The sequence below is a fragment of the Streptomyces sp. NPDC088746 genome (genome assembly GCF_044751065.1).
GTDB lineage: Bacteria > Actinomycetota > Actinomycetes > Streptomycetales > Streptomycetaceae > Streptomyces.
In genome coordinates, this window is sequence record NZ_JBIVLA010000002.1 from 578,980 (window position 1) to 596,743 (window position 17,764).

At 72.4% G+C, this 17,764-nt stretch carries 16 protein-coding genes; 11 read left to right on the plus strand and 5 right to left on the minus strand.

The window, feature by feature from the left end:
- The first annotated feature begins 58 nt into the window (after positions 1-58).
- Positions 59-1,828 carry a DUF6350 family protein gene (locus ACIP63_RS10135; RefSeq protein ID WP_401515046.1) on the plus strand — a complete coding sequence of 590 codons (1,770 nt, stop codon included), beginning with the start codon at positions 59-61 and terminating at the stop codon, positions 1,826-1,828.
- Positions 1,829-1,852: 24 nt separating this feature from the next.
- Here ACIP63_RS10135 and ACIP63_RS10140 read toward each other — a convergent pair whose 3' ends face one another.
- On the minus strand, positions 1,853-2,836 hold the full coding sequence (locus ACIP63_RS10140) for a hypothetical protein (RefSeq protein WP_401513217.1): 984 nt from the start codon (positions 2,834-2,836) through the stop codon (positions 1,853-1,855).
- 239 nt (positions 2,837-3,075) lie between these two features.
- Here ACIP63_RS10140 and purN point away from each other — a divergent pair, with 239 nt between their 5' ends.
- From purN to ACIP63_RS10155, 3 genes are all read left to right on the plus strand, one after another.
- The gene (purN, locus tag ACIP63_RS10145; RefSeq protein WP_401513219.1) at positions 3,076-3,732 is read left to right on the plus strand and encodes a phosphoribosylglycinamide formyltransferase; all 657 of its coding nucleotides are present in this window, start codon (positions 3,076-3,078) and stop codon (positions 3,730-3,732) included.
- Positions 3,719-5,290: a bifunctional phosphoribosylaminoimidazolecarboxamide formyltransferase/IMP cyclohydrolase gene (purH, locus tag ACIP63_RS10150; RefSeq protein ID WP_401513222.1), complete on the plus strand. Its 1,572-nt coding sequence runs from the start codon at positions 3,719-3,721 to the stop codon at positions 5,288-5,290. Before purN ends, purH begins: the two co-directional genes overlap by 14 nt.
- 105 nt (positions 5,291-5,395) lie before the next feature.
- The gene (locus ACIP63_RS10155; protein ID WP_401513224.1) at positions 5,396-6,934 is read left to right on the plus strand and encodes a DUF2079 domain-containing protein; all 1,539 of its coding nucleotides are present in this window, start codon (positions 5,396-5,398) and stop codon (positions 6,932-6,934) included.
- 62 nt (positions 6,935-6,996) lie between these two features.
- On the opposite strand, the gene ACIP63_RS10160 is transcribed toward ACIP63_RS10155, so the two are convergent.
- Positions 6,997-7,590, minus strand: a complete 594-nt coding sequence (locus ACIP63_RS10160; RefSeq protein WP_401513226.1) for a hypothetical protein — start codon at positions 7,588-7,590, stop codon at positions 6,997-6,999.
- Positions 7,591-7,823: 233 nt separating this feature from the next.
- Between ACIP63_RS10160 and ACIP63_RS10165 the strand changes: the two genes are divergently transcribed.
- The 4 genes from ACIP63_RS10165 to ACIP63_RS10180 all read left to right on the plus strand — a co-directional run bounded on the left by ACIP63_RS10165 (position 7,824) and on the right by ACIP63_RS10180 (position 11,942).
- Positions 7,824-8,702, plus strand: a complete 879-nt coding sequence (locus ACIP63_RS10165) for a bifunctional methylenetetrahydrofolate dehydrogenase/methenyltetrahydrofolate cyclohydrolase (protein ID WP_401513229.1) — start codon at positions 7,824-7,826, stop codon at positions 8,700-8,702.
- 19 nt (positions 8,703-8,721) lie between these two features.
- Complete coding sequence (locus tag ACIP63_RS10170; protein ID WP_401513232.1) at positions 8,722-9,354, plus strand: DUF3017 domain-containing protein; 633 nt, start codon at positions 8,722-8,724, stop codon at positions 9,352-9,354.
- A gap of 361 nt (positions 9,355-9,715) precedes the next feature.
- Positions 9,716-10,777 (plus strand): XRE family transcriptional regulator, encoded by a 1,062-nt coding sequence (locus tag ACIP63_RS10175; protein WP_401513235.1) that lies wholly within the window; start codon positions 9,716-9,718, stop codon positions 10,775-10,777.
- 175 nt (positions 10,778-10,952) lie between these two features.
- Entirely contained in the window at positions 10,953-11,942 is a 990-nt protein-coding gene (locus ACIP63_RS10180; RefSeq protein WP_393762299.1) for a malate dehydrogenase, read from the plus strand.
- Between the two features lie 85 nt (positions 11,943-12,027).
- Here ACIP63_RS10180 and ACIP63_RS10185 read toward each other — a convergent pair whose 3' ends face one another.
- Together ACIP63_RS10185 and ACIP63_RS10190 are read right to left on the minus strand one after the other, a co-directional pair.
- The gene (locus ACIP63_RS10185; protein WP_401513236.1) at positions 12,028-12,765 is read right to left on the minus strand and encodes an isocitrate lyase/phosphoenolpyruvate mutase family protein; all 738 of its coding nucleotides are present in this window, start codon (positions 12,763-12,765) and stop codon (positions 12,028-12,030) included.
- Positions 12,766-12,814: 49 nt separating this feature from the next.
- Complete coding sequence (locus tag ACIP63_RS10190) at positions 12,815-13,327, minus strand: carboxymuconolactone decarboxylase family protein (protein ID WP_401513239.1); 513 nt, start codon at positions 13,325-13,327, stop codon at positions 12,815-12,817.
- Between the two features lie 46 nt (positions 13,328-13,373).
- Between ACIP63_RS10190 and ACIP63_RS10195 the strand changes: the two genes are divergently transcribed.
- The 3 genes from ACIP63_RS10195 to ACIP63_RS10205 all read left to right on the plus strand — a co-directional run bounded on the left by ACIP63_RS10195 (position 13,374) and on the right by ACIP63_RS10205 (position 16,366).
- Positions 13,374-14,774, plus strand: coding sequence for a PLP-dependent aminotransferase family protein (locus tag ACIP63_RS10195; RefSeq protein WP_401513241.1), 1,401 nt, complete (start codon positions 13,374-13,376; stop codon positions 14,772-14,774).
- Positions 14,775-14,894: 120 nt separating this feature from the next.
- Entirely contained in the window at positions 14,895-15,170 is a 276-nt protein-coding gene (locus tag ACIP63_RS10200) for a hypothetical protein (RefSeq protein ID WP_401513244.1), read from the plus strand.
- Positions 15,171-15,178: 8 nt separating this feature from the next.
- Positions 15,179-16,366 carry a glutathionylspermidine synthase family protein gene (locus ACIP63_RS10205; RefSeq protein WP_401513246.1) on the plus strand — a complete coding sequence of 396 codons (1,188 nt, stop codon included), beginning with the start codon at positions 15,179-15,181 and terminating at the stop codon, positions 16,364-16,366.
- 27 nt (positions 16,367-16,393) lie between these two features.
- On the opposite strand, the gene rocD is transcribed toward ACIP63_RS10205, so the two are convergent.
- Complete coding sequence (gene rocD, locus ACIP63_RS10210) at positions 16,394-17,599, minus strand: ornithine--oxo-acid transaminase (protein ID WP_401513249.1); 1,206 nt, start codon at positions 17,597-17,599, stop codon at positions 16,394-16,396.
- Positions 17,600-17,764 lie beyond the last annotated feature (165 nt).

Below are 17,764 nucleotides of genomic sequence, written 5' to 3' on the forward strand. Positions count from 1 at the left end.
CATTCGCCCGTTACACGGAATAAGCGCGTGTCGTTGGCAGCATGGCCGCGTGACCCAAGTGACCGAACGCAGCCCGACGTTGCCGGCCGAGCGGAACAGGTCCGCCGCGCTGGCCTCCGCCTTCGTGCGCGGAGCACTGGCCGCCGGGCTCGGGCTGGGCGCGCTGGCGGTCCTGGTCATGGTCCTGTGGATCAGCTCCCCGTATCCCGACAGCGGGCCCGCCGGGGCCCTCCATGTGGCGACCGGGATCTGGTTGCTCGCCCACGGCGCCGAACTCGTCAGGGCCGACACGGTGGGCGGCCACCCCGCGCCCGTGGGGACGGTCCCGCTGCTGCTCGTCGTGCTGCCCGTGTGGCTGCTGCACCGGGCCGCCAGGGAATCGGCGGAGACCGAGGAGAAGGCGTCGCGCGGACACTCGGCGGTCGGGGCGTTCTGCGCGGTGGGCGCCGGGTATCTGCTGGTGGTGCTGGCCGCGGCGGCCTACGCGCGGGACGGGGCGCTGCCCGCCGAGCGGGCCTCGCTCGCCTTCCCCGTCACCTTCGTGGTGGCCGCCGTGGCCGCCGCGGGGGTGTGGACGGCCCGTGGGCGCCCGCTGACCCCGCTGCTGGTCTGGGCGCCGCTGAGCCTCCAGGAGGCCGCGGCCCGCTCCCGTTTCCGGTCCGGGGCCGCGGTGGCCCTGCGGTCGTCCGCCGTGGGTGTGCTCACGCTGCTCGGCGGCGGGGCGCTGCTGGTCGCGGTGGCACTGGTGTGGCACACGGGGGCGGCACGGGAGTCGTTCGTGGGGCTCTCGGGCGACTGGGCGGGCCGGATCTCCGTCCTTCTGCTGGCGACGGCGCTCGTACCGAACGCGGCGACGTGGGGCGCCGCCTACGGCCTCGGGCCCGGATTCGATCTCGGCACGGAATCCGTGGTCACACCGCTCGCGTTCACCGGGCCCCCCGCGCTGCCCGACTTCCCGCTGCTCGCCGCGGTGCCGTCCCACGGCCCGGGGACGCTCGCGAACTGGGCGGCGGTCGCGGTGCCGTCCGTCGCGGCCCTGGCTGTCGCGCGGTTCGTCGCCCGGGGGGCGGTCGTGGAGCGCGGGGCGCGCGAGGAGGCGTGGGGGCAGGCGCGTACCGCGCTGGTGGCGGGGCTGGCGGCCCTGGGCTGCGGGGCCGGCGCGGCGGTACTGGCGGCGGTCTCGGGGGGCCCGCTGGGCACCGGGGCGCTCGCGGAGTTCGGCCCCGTGTGGTGGCTGGTGGGCCCGGCGGCTCTCGTCTGGACGGCCGTGCTCGGCGTACCGGCGGCGCTGCTGCTCAGGGCGTGGCGGCTGAGGGAACACCGGTGGGGATGGCGGTGGGACGCGGTGAAGGGGGAGCAGGAGAAGGCGGAACCGGCGCAGAAGCCGGAGCCGGGTACGGACGGGGGGCCCGGGGGAGCGGACGAGGGCACGGAGCCGTACGACTTCCTGTCGGTCGGCCCGTGGCACGAGGACGGGGCGAGGGAGGCGCGCTGGGCCGCGCTGAAGAAGAAGTCGGGCGGGCTGATGGCGGACTTCCCGGCGGACGCGGACGCGGAGCCCGCACCCGGCCCGGTACCGGCTGCCACGCCGGCACCCACGCCGCCTTCCACATCGGCACCCACGCCGCTGTCCACACCGCCGTCCGCGTCGGCCCCCGCGCCCGCACCCGCGCCCGCACCTGCTTCAGCCCCGGCCATCGTTCCCGAACCCCAGCCGCAGCCGAATCCGGGACCCGAGCCCGAGCCCGTTGCCGGCCCGGATACGCCGAACGGCCGGGTCCCGGATGCCGAGGGGCACCAGGAACCCGGCCGGGAAGCCGCTCCGTGACGAGCGCTCCAGCGGGGGGCGGAGTTACTCCTTCACGCCGAAGAAGGGCTCCAGCGCGTCGGGCAGCTTGTCGTTGCAGGCGATGGCGCCGGTCTTGGTGAGCGCGTCGTTCACGCAGGTGTAGTAGTCGCGGTAGACCAGCTGGACCGTATAGCCGGTGGCCACGATCGCCAGGGCCAGGAGCGCCGTCACCAGGCCGCTGACGGCCGCCGTCGTCTGCTGACGGCTGCTGCTCTGCGCGACGGCGGGCGCGGCACCCGGCTGCGGGGGCGTGGTGGCCCGGTCCGGGCTGCTCGCGCCGGACACCGCCGTCTGCCCCGGGCCGGCCGACTGGTTCTTCCGCGGCCCGCCGCGGAGGGCGCTGATCGACCAGTACACGGCGAGGGCGCCGAGGAGCATCGCGATCTCGGGGAAGTCGAAGAGGGCGAAGAAGAACGCCCACATGCCGCCGAGCACCGCGTAACGCGCCCGCCGCTGGGCGGGATCGGTCGGGTCCCAGCGCAGCCCGCCGGGGCTGCCCTCCGGGCCGCCGCCCTGGCCGCCCGGTCCGCCGGCGCCGCCGGGGCGGCTGCCGAAGCCGCCGCTCTGCCGGCCCGGCTGCTGGTCGCTCCACTGGCTGCCCCAGACGGGGCGGTCGTCGGGCTGTCCCTCGCCGCCGTCACCGCTTCCGCCGTTGCCGTTGTTCGGCGTGTGGGGAGGGTGGCGCGGCTGCCAGGGCTGATCGGGCCGGTCCTCGGGCGGCGCCGCGAACGGATTGTCGTCGGACGACCCGGAGGAGGAACCCGACCCGGAGGAGGAACCCGAGCCCGACGAGGAGCCCGAGCCCGACGACGAACCCGAGCCCGACGACGAACCCGAGCCCGACGAGGAACCCGACCCCGACGACGAACCCGAAGAGGGACCCGAGCCCGACGAGGAGTCCGGCGATGAGGACTGGCGTTCCCGCATCAGCGTGGATGCCCGCTCGGGCAGCGGGTGGCCAAGGGCGGTGCGGAGGCGGTCCGGCATGTGGTGAACGTCTTCCCCATCTCGTCATTTCCGCCCGGGGGCGGTTCCCTGTCCCCTGACGCTACCTCCCGGCTACGCCCCCGTCCCGTGGGGGCCGCCGGGTGTGCCGGTATCGTTGCTGACGGTCGGACCGTTCGTAGAGTTCCCCGTATCCCGGGACGAGCTTCATTCGTACGACCATACAAACGCACCTCCTGTACATCGCGTACCTGCTGCACCACGCGAGAAAGGGCCCTGCCGTGGCCTCCCCGCCCCCCTCCGCCGCTCCGGCCCGTGTGGTCGTGCTCGTCTCCGGCTCAGGCACGAACCTCCAGGCGCTCCTCGACGCGATCGGTGACGACCCCGAGGGCTACGGCGCCCGGATCGTCGCGGTCGGCGCGGACCGCTACGGCACCCTCGGCATCGAGCGTGCCGAGCGTGCCGGGCTTCCCACCTTCGTGTGCAAGCTCGGCGAGTACGCGAGCCGCGAGGAGTGGGACGCGGCCCTGACGGCGGCCGTGGCCGAACACCGTCCGGACCTCGTCGTGTCCGCGGGGTTCATGAAGATCGTGGGCAAGGAGTTCCTCGCCGGGTTCGGCGGCCGGATCGTCAACACCCACCCCGCCCTGCTCCCCAGCTTTCCCGGTGCTCACGGAGTCCGCGACGCGCTCGCGTACGGCGTGAAGGTCACCGGGTGCACCGTCCACTTCGTCGACGACGGCGTCGACACCGGTCCGATCATCGCGCAGGGCGTGGTCGAGGTGACCGAAGAGGAAACGGCGGAGGGCGAAGCCGCCCTCCACGAACGCATCAAGGAAGTCGAGCGCAAGCTGCTCGTCGAGGCCGTGGGGCGGCTCGCCCGTGACGGCTATCGCATTGAGGGACGAAAGGTTCATCTCGGTCATGTCGGTGAATAACCCCACCCCGGTGAATAAGCCCATCCGCCGCGCCCTGGTCAGCGTCTACGACAAGACGGGGCTCGAAGACCTCGCCCGCGGTCTGCACGAGGCGGGTGTCGAGCTGGTGTCCACCGGCTCCACCGCCGGGAAGATCGCGGCCGCCGGGGTGCCGGTCACCAAGGTCGAGGAGCTCACCGGCTTCCCCGAGTGCCTCGACGGACGCGTCAAGACGCTGCACCCCCGCGTGCACGCCGGCATCCTCGCCGACCTGCGTCTGGACGCCCACCGCGAGCAGCTCGCCGAGCTCGGTGTGGAGCCGTTCGACCTGGTGGTCGTCAACCTCTACCCGTTCACGGAGACCGTCGAATCAGGCGCGTCCGATGACGAGTGCGTGGAGCAGATCGACATCGGCGGTCCGTCGATGGTCCGCGCCGCCGCCAAGAATCACCCGTCCGTGGCGGTCGTGACGAGCCCCGAGCGTTACGCCGACGTCCTCGCCGCGGTCCAGGCGGGTGGCTTCGACCTGACCGCCCGCAAGCGGCTCGCCGCCGAGGCCTTCCGGCACACCGCCGCGTACGACGTGGCCGTCGCCTCCTGGTTCGCTGCGGACTACGCGGCCGCCGATGACTCGGGCCTCCCCGAGTTCCTCGGTGACACCTACACGCGCAAGAACGTCCTGCGCTACGGAGAGAACCCGCACCAGTCCGCCGCCCTCTACACCGAGGGCGCGGGCGGCCTCGCCGAGGCCGAGCAGCTGCACGGCAAGGAGATGTCCTACAACAACTACACGGACACCGACGCCGCCCGCCGTGCCGCCTACGACCACGCCGAGCCGTGCGTCGCGATCATCAAGCACGCCAACCCGTGCGGCATCGCCATCGCCGACGACGTCGCGACGGCGCACCGCAACGCGCACGCCTGTGACCCGCTGTCCGCGTTCGGCGGCGTCATCGCCGTCAACAGGCCGGTGACCGTCGAGATGGCCGAGCAGGTCGCGGAGATCTTCACCGAGGTCATCGTCGCCCCTGCGTACGAGGACGGCGCCGTCGAGGTGCTCGCCCGCAAGAAGAACATCCGGGTGCTGCGCTGCCCCGACGCCCCGGCCTCCGCGTTCGAGGTCAAGCCGATCGACGGCGGCGCGCTCCTCCAGGTCACCGACCGGCTCCAGGCCGACGGCGACGACCCGGCCAACTGGACCCTCGCCACCGGCGAGGCGCTCTCGGCCGACGAGCTCAGGGAGCTCGCCTTCGCGTGGAAGGCATCCCGCGCCGTCAAGTCCAACGCCATCCTGCTCGCCAAGGACGGCGCCTCGGTCGGCGTCGGCATGGGACAGGTCAACCGTGTCGACTCCGCGAAGCTCGCCGTCGAGCGGGCCGGCGAGGAGCGCGCGAAGGGCTCCTACGCCGCGTCCGACGCCTTCTTCCCCTTCCCCGACGGCCTGGAGATCCTGACCGCCGCCGGCATCAAGGCCGTCGCCCAGCCGGGCGGCTCGGTCCGTGACGAGCTCGTCGTCGAGGCCGCGCAGAAGGCGGGCGTGACCATGTACTTCACGGGCACGCGCCACTTCTTCCACTGACGAAGCCCGCAGCGACATCCCGCAGGCCGTGCCCCTCCCGGGCGCGGCCTGCGGTGCGTCCCCGGGCCCGTCCGGCGTACGGAGATCAGTCGTCCCTCTGTTCTAATGGATGGCCTTGTCGGGCCGTGCCGGGCGGGACCGGCGCGACCGGCAGTGACCAGTGAGGGATTCCGTTGCGGGGGCACCGTGCTTGACCTGAACCAGAGCGAGACCGAGACGTCCGGAGAGCAGGTCCCGGAACCGGCCGTCGGTACGCACCAGGCGCCGCTGCGCCCGTACCTCGTCGCCGCCGCGGTTCTGTGCGCGCTCTACTTCCTCTACGCGTACCTGCGGTACAGCCACTTCCAGTCGCCCTCCTGGGACCTGGGCATCTTCGAGCAGGAGGTGCGCGCGTACGCCGGATTCGACGCGCCGGTCGTCGACATCAAGGGACCGGGCTATCTGATACTCGGCGACCACTTCAGCCCCGTGGTGGCGCTCCTCGTCCCGCTCTACTGGATCTGGCCGTCCGCCGTCGCCCTGCTGTTCGCCCAGGCCGCGCTCTTCGCCGGCTCCGCGGTCATCGTCGGGCGCACCGTCCAGCAGATCCTGGGCGGCCGCTCCGGTCTCTGCGTCACCGTCGCGTACGGGCTGTCCTGGGGGCTCCAGGAAGCGGTGAAGGCCGACTTCCACGAGATAGCGTTCGCCGTCCCGCTGCTGGCCCTGGTCTGCCGTGCCCTGCTCATGGAGCGTTGGCGTGCCGTCGTCCTGTGGTCGCTGCCGCTGGTCCTCGTGAAGGAGGACCTCGGAGTCACCGTCGCCGTCGTCGGCCTTCTCCTGGCCCTGTACGGGCGGCGGCTCCAGGGGTTCCTGCTTGCGGCCTTCGGCGTGTTCGCGTTCGCGCTGACCGTGCTGGTGCTCATCCCGGCGGCCAGCAGCGCGGGGACGTACGACTACTGGAAGAAGATCGAGGAGAACGGCGGGCAGGAGGTCTCCCTGCTCGACTCCGTACTCGGTGTGCTCGACTCCTCCGTCAAGCTGGAGATGCTGGTCTTCCTCGTCGGCATCACCGCCTTCATGGCGCTCCGCTCGCCCCTGGTCCTGCTCGTCCTGCCCACGCTCGGCTGGCGTCTGCTCTCCCAGGACTCCAACCACTGGGGCATGGTCTGGCACTACAGCGCGATCCTGATGCCGGTGGTCTTCCTCGCCATGGCCGACGGCGTCCGTCGCAGCCGGGGCTCGGAGCGGCCCTGGCTCGTCTCCTACGCGAACGTCGCCGTCCCCGTCGCGGTGGCGGTCGCCGTCGCCCTCACCCAGCACCTCCCGCTCCGCGATCTGCTGCGCCCGGAGACGTACCGCGCCGACGCCCGCACCCACGCCGCGGAGGAGGCGCTGGAGGCGATACCCGTGGGCGCGCGGGTGGAGACGGACATCACGCTGATGGCGCACCTGACCGGGGACCGCACGGTCTACTGGGTCGGCGGTGCCCCCGGCACCGCACCCGACGTCGTCGCGATCAACCTGGACTTCGGCTGGTCACGGCCGATCGACGACCCGGTGAAGTACGCCCAGCAGCTGCACCCCGAGGCGCGCTACCGGGTCACCCGCGAGGCGGGCTCCTTCGTCGTCATGGAGCGGACCACGCCGGTGCCCGAGAACGGCTGAAGGCCGCATACCCGCCGGTGAGCGGGTGCTGCGGCCTTCACGCGCACGTGTGTACGGCGACGTCAGTACTGCGGCTGCTGCTGGCGGTTGAACCAGGCGCCGCCGTCGGACTTCGCCACGAAGACGACGACCAGGACAGCGAGAATCGTGTGGACGAGGCCCATCACGACGAAGGGGTAGATGCCGAGGATCGCGGTGATCACGCCGAAGACGATGGTCGCGATGCGGATCCCGTTGCCCCCCTTGCCGAACTTGGCGGCGAAGACGACCGCGAGGACCCCCCACAGCACGGCGAAGACGACGATGCCCCACAGCACGGCGCCCGAGTAGTCGGCCAGCTGCTGGAACTGGACGTCCTCCTGCAGCGTCGGGTCGTCCTTGGCGGCGTTCACGGCCACGGCGGCGAGGGCGACGAAGATCGCGCCGATGACCTGGAGGCCCGCGATCACGAAGAGCATGACGCGCGCGGCCTTCACACCGCCGGGCATCTCGGTGGGCCCGCCCGGGAAGCCGTAGCCGCCCTGGACCGGCGGCGCCTGCGGGTAGCCGTAACCCTGCTGCGGGACCCCCTGCGGGGCCTGCTGCGGATAGCCGTAGCCCGGCTGCTGGCCACCCTGCTGCTGGCCGTAGGGGTTGTTGGGGTCGCCGAAGCTCATGGCGGGTTTCCTCCGTTGTGATGTGGGGACGACGCGGTCCTGACGGAGGAAAGCTGCGCGATCTTAACGGTTGGTCCCCCCGGCACTGCCCGCAGTGATGCGGGCCTTATCGTCGTCGTGACATCCACCTTTTGTCCAGCCGATCGCCCAATGTGTTGTGCAAGTGCAATCTCGTGTCCACGTGGCAAGCCAGGATTGGTACGGGGGCGGGGTCATCCGCGAGGATGGGTGCCATGACTGCCCAGATTCTCGATGGCAAGGCCACCGCAGCTGCGATCAAGTCCGATCTGACCGTCCGCGTGGCGGCCCTCAAGGCACAGGGCATCACACCCGGCCTGGGAACCCTGCTCGTCGGCGACGACCCGGGCAGCCGCTGGTACGTGAACGGCAAACACCGTGACTGCGCCCAGGTCGGCATGGGCTCCATCCAGCGCGAACTCCCCGACACCGCCACCCAGGAGGAGATCGAGGAGGTCGTACGGGAGCTCAACGCCAACCCGGACTGCACGGGCTACATCGTGCAGCTCCCCCTCCCCAAGGGGATCGACACCAACCGCATCCTGGAGCTGATGGACCCGGCCAAGGACGCGGACGGCCTCCACCCGATGAGCCTGGGCAAGCTCGTGCTGAACGAGAGCGGCCCGCTGCCCTGCACCCCGCAGGGCGTCGTCACCCTGCTCCGCCGCCACGGTGTGGAGATCAACGGGGCCCATGTGGTCGTCGTCGGCCGGGGCGTCACCATCGGCCGCCCCCTCCCGCTGCTGCTGACGCGCAAGTCCGAGAACGCGACCGTCACCCAGTGCCACACCGGCACCCGTGACCTCTCGGCGCACCTCAGGAAGGCCGACATCATCGTCGCGGCCGCCGGTGTGCCCCACCTGATCAAGCCCGAGGACGTGAAGCCGGGCGCGGCCGTGCTGGACGTCGGCGTCAGCCGGGACGAGAACGGCAAGATCGTCGGCGACGTCCACCCCGGAGTGGCGGAGGTGGCCGCCTGGGTCGCCCCGAACCCGGGCGGCGTCGGCCCCATGACCAGGGCCCAGCTGCTCGTCAACGTGGTCGAGGCGGCCGAGCGCGCCGCCGCCGAGTCCTCCGCCGCATCCGCGGGCTGACCCGGACCGGAGGAACGTCATGGGCGCTGGTACGAGTCCGGCGGGCGGTACGCACGCGGACGGGCCGGCCGAGGAGACAGACACGGCCGAGGAGGCCCGGGTGTCCGAGAAGGTCCAGGTGTCCGGGCAGACCGGGACGCCGGGAGAGACGGTACGGGGCGAGGCCGGCACCCCGGCGGAAGAGGGCGCGCCCGGCACCGCTGACGCGGACGGGGCCTCCGGGGAGGCGGCAGCGGGCCGGAGCGGTTCGACCTGGGAGCCCTCGCGTCGCTTCTCGCTGACCCGGGACACCGCACGTCCCGAGGGCGGCGGCCGGGCAGCCCCGGGGGACGCCCCCGCGCCCGCCCGGCAGTGGCCTCTGCTCACGGTGCTCTGCACCGCCGGGATCGGGCTGCTGATCGTGGCGATCGACCCCTTCGCCGAGGCGTTCAGGGTCGGATCCATGGTGATGGGCGTCGCCCTGCTCGCGGGAGCGGTGCTCCGCTGGACGGTCCCCTCGGTCGGCATGCTCGCCGTACGGTCCCGGTTCACCGACCTGGTCACGTACGGCCTGATGGGCGCACTGATCGTGCTGCTCGCGCTGATGGAGCAGCCCGGCCCGTGGCTGCGGGTCCCGTTCCTGCAGGACGTCGTCCACTTCACGATCCGCTGAGTGGTGTCCGTCCCCTCCCCCGAGAAGGGACGGACACCGGACAGGGTGCCGGTGCAAGAAGCACCGGAATGCGGTGACTTGAGCGGCCTTGCCCTGCCCTGGGTCAAGCGTCATGGACATGAGGCACCGGGTTCAAGGGATGCCCGGTGCCTGTGGCACGGAAGTGACCATTCCGCCATCGTGTGATCGTCACGCAACGAGGGGAACCCTGCGCGGTGCGCGCTACGGCGCACAACGGAGACCGCGCTCATACCGAATGCCCCCGTGCGCCCCTTTGTCCGGAACCGACATCCCGGATCCGTGCATTCTTCTGGGTAGTCCGGAGTGCGGGACCGGACGCTCCGACGGCAGGGGGGGAGTAATGCCTCGTTGGAAGGCGCTACCGGAAGAACTCGATCCGCAGGTGCGGGAGTTCGCGGGCCAGCTGCGCGGACTGGTGGACCGCAGCGGTCTGAGTCCGGCCGCGGTCGCCGACCGCACGGGCTACAGCAAGACGTCGTGGGAGCGTTATCTCAACGGCAGGCTGCTCGCGCCCAAGGGGGCGGTCGTCGCCCTCGCCGAGGTGACGGGCGTTCAGCAGCACCATCTGACGACCATGTGGGAGCTGGCCGAGCGGGCCTGGAGCCGCTCCGAGATGCGTCACGACATGACGATGGAGACCATCAGGATCTCTCAGGCGCGTGCTGCGGTCGGCGAGGCGGGTGTGGCCGCGGCCCCCGTGGCGGGCGGGCGTGCGGCCGGCGGTACGGGAGTCTCCACCGCCCCGGGGCCGGGAGGAGGAGGGCGCGACAGCGGCCGTCCGCCGTCCGTGCCCGGCCGGCGCGGCACGGTTCCGCGTATTCCGCAGCAGCCGCAGCCGGGGGCGGTGCCGGACTCCACCGGCGGCGGACACCACCCGGAGGGCGGCCCCGGAGAGCGGCAGGACGGCGGCCGGCGCAGGCTGCCACTCTTCCTGGCGGGGGTCGTGGGCGCGCTCCTGCTGATGGCCGGGGCCGTGCTGCTCACCGATCTGGGTGATGACGACGACACCGGTGCGGTCGCCGCGACACCGTCCGCCGAGCCGGGCACCGGCGCGCCCCGGCTGCCCGCCGGGGTCGGGTGCGGCGGCGCCGACTGCACCGGCCAGGACCCGGAGGCGATGGGCTGCGGCGGCCGGTTCGCCTCCACGGTGGCCAGGCAGACCGTCGGCGGAGGCCTCGTCGAGGTCCGCCACAGCGCGACCTGCGGCGCCGCGTGGGCCCGTATCACCCAGGCGTCCCCGGGGGACACCGTGAAGATCACCGCCGGACCCGCGGAGCAGGACGGCACGGTGGACGCCGACGCCGAGGCGTACACCCCGATGGTCGCCGTGAAGACGGCCTCCGACGCCAAGGCCTGCGCGACCCTCGCCTCCGGGACCACCGGCTGCACCGCGCCGGAGTGAGGCAGGGGGCCGCTGCGCTGTGTGACCGACTGTGCGCGGTCCCACAGGGGGCCGGGCGGCTCCTGCGGCGAGGGTCGGATAGCCTGACCGCTGGATATCTCTTCACGTCAAGATTCAGAGGTGTCCAGCACCAGGGGCAGGGACCCCTACCGCCAGCTGTCTAACGGAGACCGCCATGACCCGCACTCCCGTGAATGTCACCGTGACCGGCGCAGCCGGCCAGATCGGCTACGCGCTGCTCTTCCGCATCGCCTCCGGCCACCTGCTCGGCCCGGACGTGCCGGTCAACCTGCGACTCCTCGAGATCCCGCAGGGCCTGAAGGCCGCCGAGGGCACCGCCATGGAGCTCGACGACTGCGCCTTCCCGCTGCTGCGCGGCATCGAGATCACGGACGACGCCAACGTCGGCTTCGCCGGCGCCAACGTCGCCCTCCTGGTCGGCGCCCGCCCGCGCACGAAGGGCATGGAGCGCGGCGACCTGCTGTCCGCCAACGGCGGCATCTTCAAGCCGCAGGGCAAGGCCATCAACGACAACGCCGCGGACGACATCAAGGTCCTCGTCGTCGGCAACCCGGCCAACACCAACGCCCTCATCGCGCAGGCCGCGGCCCCGGACGTACCGGCCGAGCGCTTCACCGCGATGACCCGCCTGGACCACAACCGCGCGATCTCGCAGCTGGCCGCCAGGACCGGTGCAGCCGTCTCCGACATCAAGCGGCTGACGATCTGGGGCAACCACTCGGCGACCCAGTACCCGGACATCTTCCACGCGGAGATCGCCGGCAAGAACGCCGCCGAGGTCGTCAACGACGAGGCATGGCTGGCCGACACCTTCATCCCGACCGTCGCCAAGCGCGGCGCCGCGATCATCGAGGCCCGTGGCGCGTCCTCGGCCGCCTCGGCCGCCAACGCCGCCATCGACCACGTGCACACCTGGGTCAACGGCACCGCCGAGGGCGACTGGACCTCGATGGGCATCCCGTCGGACGGCTCCTACGGCGTCCCCGAGGGCATCATCTCCTCCTTCCCGGTCACCACGAAGGACGGGAAGTACGAGATCGTCCAGGGCCTGGACATCAACGAGTTCTCCCGTGCGCGCATCGACGCGTCGGTGCAGGAGCTCACCGAGGAGCGCGACGCGGTCCGCGAGCTCGGCCTGATCTGACCGGAGCCCGGCCACCGGCCGGCCCCGCAGGACGTACGGAGGCGCCCCCGCAGCAGCAGCTGCGGGGGCGCCCTCGTACGTCTGCTCAGTCGCCGAGCAGCCGCCCGGCCAGGTCCCGCACGGCGTCCGCCGCCCTGCGCTGGAGCTGCGGGCCGAAGGTGATCCGTGCCGCGCCGAGCTCGCCGAGCCGGCGGGTGGCGGCCCGGCCGTCGGGGGCGCCGAGCGCGTTGAGCGGGACCGGGACCGCCGCGGCCAGGGCGGGCAGGGTGTCCGGCGGGGCCATGATCGGGTAGACGCAGTCGGCACCGGCTTCGGCATAGAGCCGGGCGCGGGCCACCGTGTCCGCCACGACGTCCGTGGCGGCCGGGTCCCCGTGGATGTACGTATCGATGCGGGCGTTGACGAAGAGGCGCCCGCCCGCCGCCGCGCGCACCTCGGCGAGCCGGTCGGCCTGCCGCCGCGGTTCGACGAGCACGCCGTCCACCGAGTCCTCCAGGTTGCAGCCGACGACCCCGGCCTCCAGGAGGCGGCCGACGAGCTCGTCCGGCGCCAGACCGTAACCGGCCTCGACGTCGGCCGAGACGGGAACGGACACCGCTCGGGCGATCCGCGCCACCGCAGCGAACATCTCGTCGGCCGGCGTCTCCCCGTCGGCGTGACCGAGGGAGGCGGCGACACCCGCGCTCGGGGTGGCCAGGGCGGGGAAGCCCGCCTCCTCGAACACGCGGGCGCTCGCGGCGTCCCACGGGCCGGGCAGGACCAGCGGGTCGCCCGGAGGGCGGCCGTGGTGCAGGGCGCGGAAGACGGACACGGGCTCGTTCATCGGGGCTCCGGGGAGGGAGGGGCGCGTACGGGGGCTCGGCGGCTGCGGTTCAGTGCTTGATGTCGCCGGGCGTGTAGTGCCCCGGGGCCATCCGGCAGGTCACGCCGAACCGGTTCCAGGCGTTGATCACCGTGATCGCGGCGATCAGCTGGGCGAGCTCGGCCTCCTCGAACTGCTTCGCGGCCGTCGCGTAGACCTCGTCCGGCACGAAACCGTCGGTCAGGACCGTCACCGCCTCCGTCAGCTGGATCGCCGCGATCTCCTTCTCCGTGTAGAAGTGCCGCGACTCCTCCCAGGCGCTGAGCTGGATGATCCGCTCGACCGACTCGCCCGCCGCGAGGGCGTCCTTCGAGTGCATGTCCAGGCAGAGGGCGCAGTGGTTGAGCTGCGAGGCGCGGACCTTCACCAGTTCGAGCAGTGTCGGGTCCAGTCCCTGACGGGACGCGGCGTCCAGCCGGACCATGGCCTTGTAGACATCCGGGACGAGCTGGGCCCACTGCAGGCGGGCGGGGTGCTCGGGGGCGTTGCCGGTGGACGTGTGGTGCTGCGTGTCAGTCGTCATGCTTCGACGCTAACGGTCGGGTGGCGCACCGGTATGGTCCATTTCCATGACAGATTCCTGGGCCGCTTTCGGCGCCGACCTGCACATCGAACCGGTCGGCACGGGCCTGCGCACCGGGCTGATGAACGCGCTCCGTGAGGCGGTGCGCACCGGACGGCTGACGCCGGGCACGCGGCTGCCCTCGTCCCGGACGCTCGCCGTGGATCTCGGGATCGCCCGCAACACCGTCGCGGACGCCTACGCGGAGCTCGTGGCCGAGGGCTGGCTCACCGCGCGGCAGGGCTCGGGGACCAGGGTCGCGCAGCGGGCCGACGCGCCCGGCCCGGCGGCCCGGGGGGCCGCCGGCCGGAAGGTGCGACGGCGGCCCGTCCACAACCTGATGCCGGGGTCACCGGACCTCTCGGCGTTCCCCCGCGCGGAGTGGCTCAAGGCGGCCAGGCGCGCCCTCACCGCCGCCCCCGACGCGGCCTTCGGGTACGACGACCCGCAGGGCCGCTTCGAGCTGCGGAGCGCGCTGGCGGACTACCTGGCACGGGCACGAGGGGTGTACGCGGATCCGGAGCGCATCGTGATCTGCTCCGGATTCGTCCACGGGCTCACGCTGATGGGCAAGGTGCTGCGGCGCCGCAAGGTGCGGGCGGCGGCCGTCGAGTCGTACGGGCTGGACATCCACTGGAACCTCCTGGCCGACGCCGGCCTGCGCACCCCGTGCCTCCCGGTGGACGCGCTCGGCGCCAGGACCGGGGAGCTGGGTGGGGCACCCGGCGTGGGCGCGGTGCTGCTGACCCCCGCCCACCAGTTCCCCACGGGCGTCCCGCTCCATCCCGACCGGCGGGCCGCGGCGGTCGACTGGGCGCGGTCCTCGGGCGGTCTGATCCTGGAGGACGACTACGACGGCGAGTTCCGCTACGACCGCCAGCCGGTGGGCGCCCTCCAGGGCCTCGACCCGGAACGGGTGGTCTACATGGGGACGGCCAGCAAGTCCCTGGCCCCCGGGCTGCGGCTGGCCTGGATGGTGCTGCCGGAGGGCCTGGTGGACGAGGTGTGCGACGCCAAGGGCGGCTTCGACTGGATGTCCGCGGCGCCTGACCAGCTGACCCTCGCGGAGCTCATCGCCTCGGGAGCGTACGACCGGCACGTGCGGGCGATGCGGCTGCGCTACCGGCGCCGTCGTGACCAGCTCGTCGAGGCGCTCGCCGAGCGGGCACCGGACTTCGGGGTGAGCGGCATCGCGGCGGGACTGCACGCCGTGCTCGAACTCCCCGAGGGGACCGAGCAGTCGGTCGTCCAGGCGGCCACCTGGCAGGGGCTCGCGCTGGAGCGGCTCTCGCGCTTCCGGCACCAGGACGCGGCCCCCGGCCGTGACGGGCTGGTCATCGGATACGGCACGCCGTCGGAGAGCGGATGGGCGGGGGCGCTGGACGCGCTCTGCCGGGTCCTGCCGTAGACGTGATGCCGGGCAGGGGGCGGCACCGGGTTTCAGCCGGGGGAGTCGTGCATCTAATCTGACTGGCAGTTGGCGGGTGGGCGTACACCGGCCCGTGGATACGACGGGGGAGAACAGAACATGGACAGGCGCAAGCTGAGGTCGAGCACCGTCGTGCTCGGCGGCATGGGGGTACTCGCGGCGACGCTCACCGCGTGCGGCTCGGAACCGGACGAGCGGTGCGTCGACCGGGTCACCCAGGAGATCCTGCCGGAGTACGAGTGCGAGGACGGCAACGGCAGCGGGAAGTACTACTACGGCGGCAGCAGCCACAACAACCGCGTCTCCGGCGGCAGTTTCGACAAGTCCGCGGTCGACCGCGGCGGATTCGGCTCCTCCGGCTCCAGCGGCGGCTGAGACCCCTCATGGAACGCCGCACCACGGAACCGCGCCCCGGCTGGCAGGAGACCGTCGAGGAGCAGGGGCTGATCTACCCCCTGACCCGCTACCCGGACGGCTCCCTGCGCCCCTACTGGGACGAGAGCGCCTACTACGTCTTCTCCCTGCCCGAGGTCGAGGCGCTGGAGGAGGTCGTGGAGGAGCTCCACACGATGTGTCTGGCCGCCGCCGCGCACATCGTCGAGCGCGACCGCTTCGCCGATCTCGGCATCACGGACCCCCGGCTGGCGGGGCTGGTCGCCGAGTCCTGGCGGCGCCGCGCCGAACTGCCCTCCCTGTACGGCAGGTTCGACCTGCGGTACGACGGGACCGGCCCGGCCAAGATGCTGGAGTACAACGCCGACACCCCCACCTCGCTGGTGGAGGCCGCCAGCCCCCAGTGGTTCTGGATGGAGGACCGCTTCCCCGGCGCCGACCAGTGGAACTCCCTGCACGAGCGCCTCGTCGACGCCTGGAAGCGGCAGGCCCCGCTGCTGCCGCCCGGCCCCCTCCACTTCGCCCACTCCGACGGCGACGAGCTGGGCGAGGACCTGATGACGGTGGCCTATCTGCGGGAGACGGCCGAGCAGGCCGGGATCGAGACCCGGGCGCTCTCCGTCGAGCGGATCGGCTGGGACCGGCTGTCCCGCCGCTTCGTCGACGAGCGGCTCCGCTTCATCCGTAGCTGCTTCAAGCTGTACCCGTGGGAATGGCTGGCGACGGACCGCTTCGGACCGCATGTGCTGGAGACCCTGGACAACGGCGGAGGAACCGGCAGCACCTGCTGGATCGAACCCGCCTGGAAGATGCTCCTCTCCAACAAGGCGCTGCTGCCCATCCTCTGGGAGCTGTACCCGGGCCACCCCAACCTCCTCCCCGCCTACCTCGACGGACCTCGCGAGCTGGCCGGGCCGGACGGGGCGGGCTACGTCGCCAAGCCGCTGCTCGGCCGTGAGGGCGCCGGGGTCACCGTCCACGAACCGGGCAGCGCCCCGGTCCCGCGCGACGAGCCCTGCTGCTACCAGGAGCTGGCCCCCCTGCCCGACTTCGCGGGCAACCGGGTGGTGCTCGGCGCCTGGGTGGTCGAGGACGAGGCCGCCGGGCTCGGCATCCGGGAATCGGCGGGGCTGGTCACGGACGAGTACGCGCGTTTCCTGCCCCACGTCATCCTCTGACCGGGCGCCCGCGGCCGGACCGGTCGCTCAGCCGGCCAGTACGCCGCGGAGCTGGTCCAGGCCCCAGTCCAGGTCCTCCTTGCTGATCACCAGGGGCGGGGCGATCCGGATCGTGGAGCCGTGGGTGTCCTTGACCAGCACCCCGCGGTCCATCAGCGTCTCCGAGATCTCCCGGCCCGTCCCGAGGGCCGGGGAGACGTCGACCCCCGCCCACAGCCCACGGCCCCGCACGGCCTCCACCGCGCCGCTGCCGGCCAGCAGCCCCAGCTCGTGGTGGAGATGGTCGCCCAGCTCCGCCGCCCGCTGCTGGAACTCACCGGTGCGCAGCATCGCGACCACCTCCAGGGCCACGGCGCAGGCCAGCGGATTCCCGCCGAAGGTCGATCCGTGCTCGCCCGGCCTGTACACACCGAGGACCGCGGAGGACGACACGACGGCCGAGACGGGCACGACCCCACCGCCCAGCGCCTTGCCCAGCACGTACATGTCGGGGACCACGCCCTCGTGCTCGCACGCGAAGGTCCGGCCCGTGCGGCCCAGGCCCGACTGGATCTCGTCCGCGATGAACAGCACGTTCCGCTCCCGGGTCATCTCCCGGACCCCGGCCAGATAGCCCGACGGCGGGACCAGCACCCCGGCCTCGCCCTGGATCGGCTCCATCAGCACCGCGACGGTGTTCTCCGTCATCGCTCCGGAGAGCGCGGTGAGATCCCCGTACGGCACGATCTCGAACCCCGGGGTGTACGGCCCGAAGTCGGCCCGCGCCTCCTGGTCCGTGGAGAAGCTGACGATCGTGGTCGTCCTGCCGTGGAAGTTGTCGGCGGCGACGATGATCTTCGCCATGCCGTCCGGGACGCCCTTGACGCGGTAGCCCCACTTGCGGGCCGTCTTCACGGCCGTCTCCACGGCCTCGGCCCCCGTGTTCATGGGGAGGACCATCTCCATGCCGCAGAGCTCGGCGAGCCGCGTGCAGAACTCCGCGAACCGGTCGTGGTGGAAGGCGCGGGAGGTCAGTGTCACGCGGTCGAGCTGGGCCTTGGCCGCGTCGATCAGACGCCTGTTGCCGTGCCCGAAGTTGAGCGCCGAGTAGCCGGCGAGCATGTCGAGGTACCGGCGCCCCTCGACATCGGTCATCCAGGCGCCGTCCGCCGAGGCGACGACGACGGGCAACGGGTGGTAGTTGTGCGCGCTGTGCGCCTCGGCGGAGGCGATGGCGGTTTCCGTGGTCGACACGGGATCTCCGTTCGTCGTGCGGCGGGGGCGGGGGCGGGGGTGGTGCCCACTTTGTATCGTCGGTCGGATTCAGGACCTGGAAACCTTCCGCGTGCGGCGCGCCTCGCGGACACCGCGCACACCCGGCCGGGCGGACCGTGTTCCTCGTCTCACCGATCGCGGCGC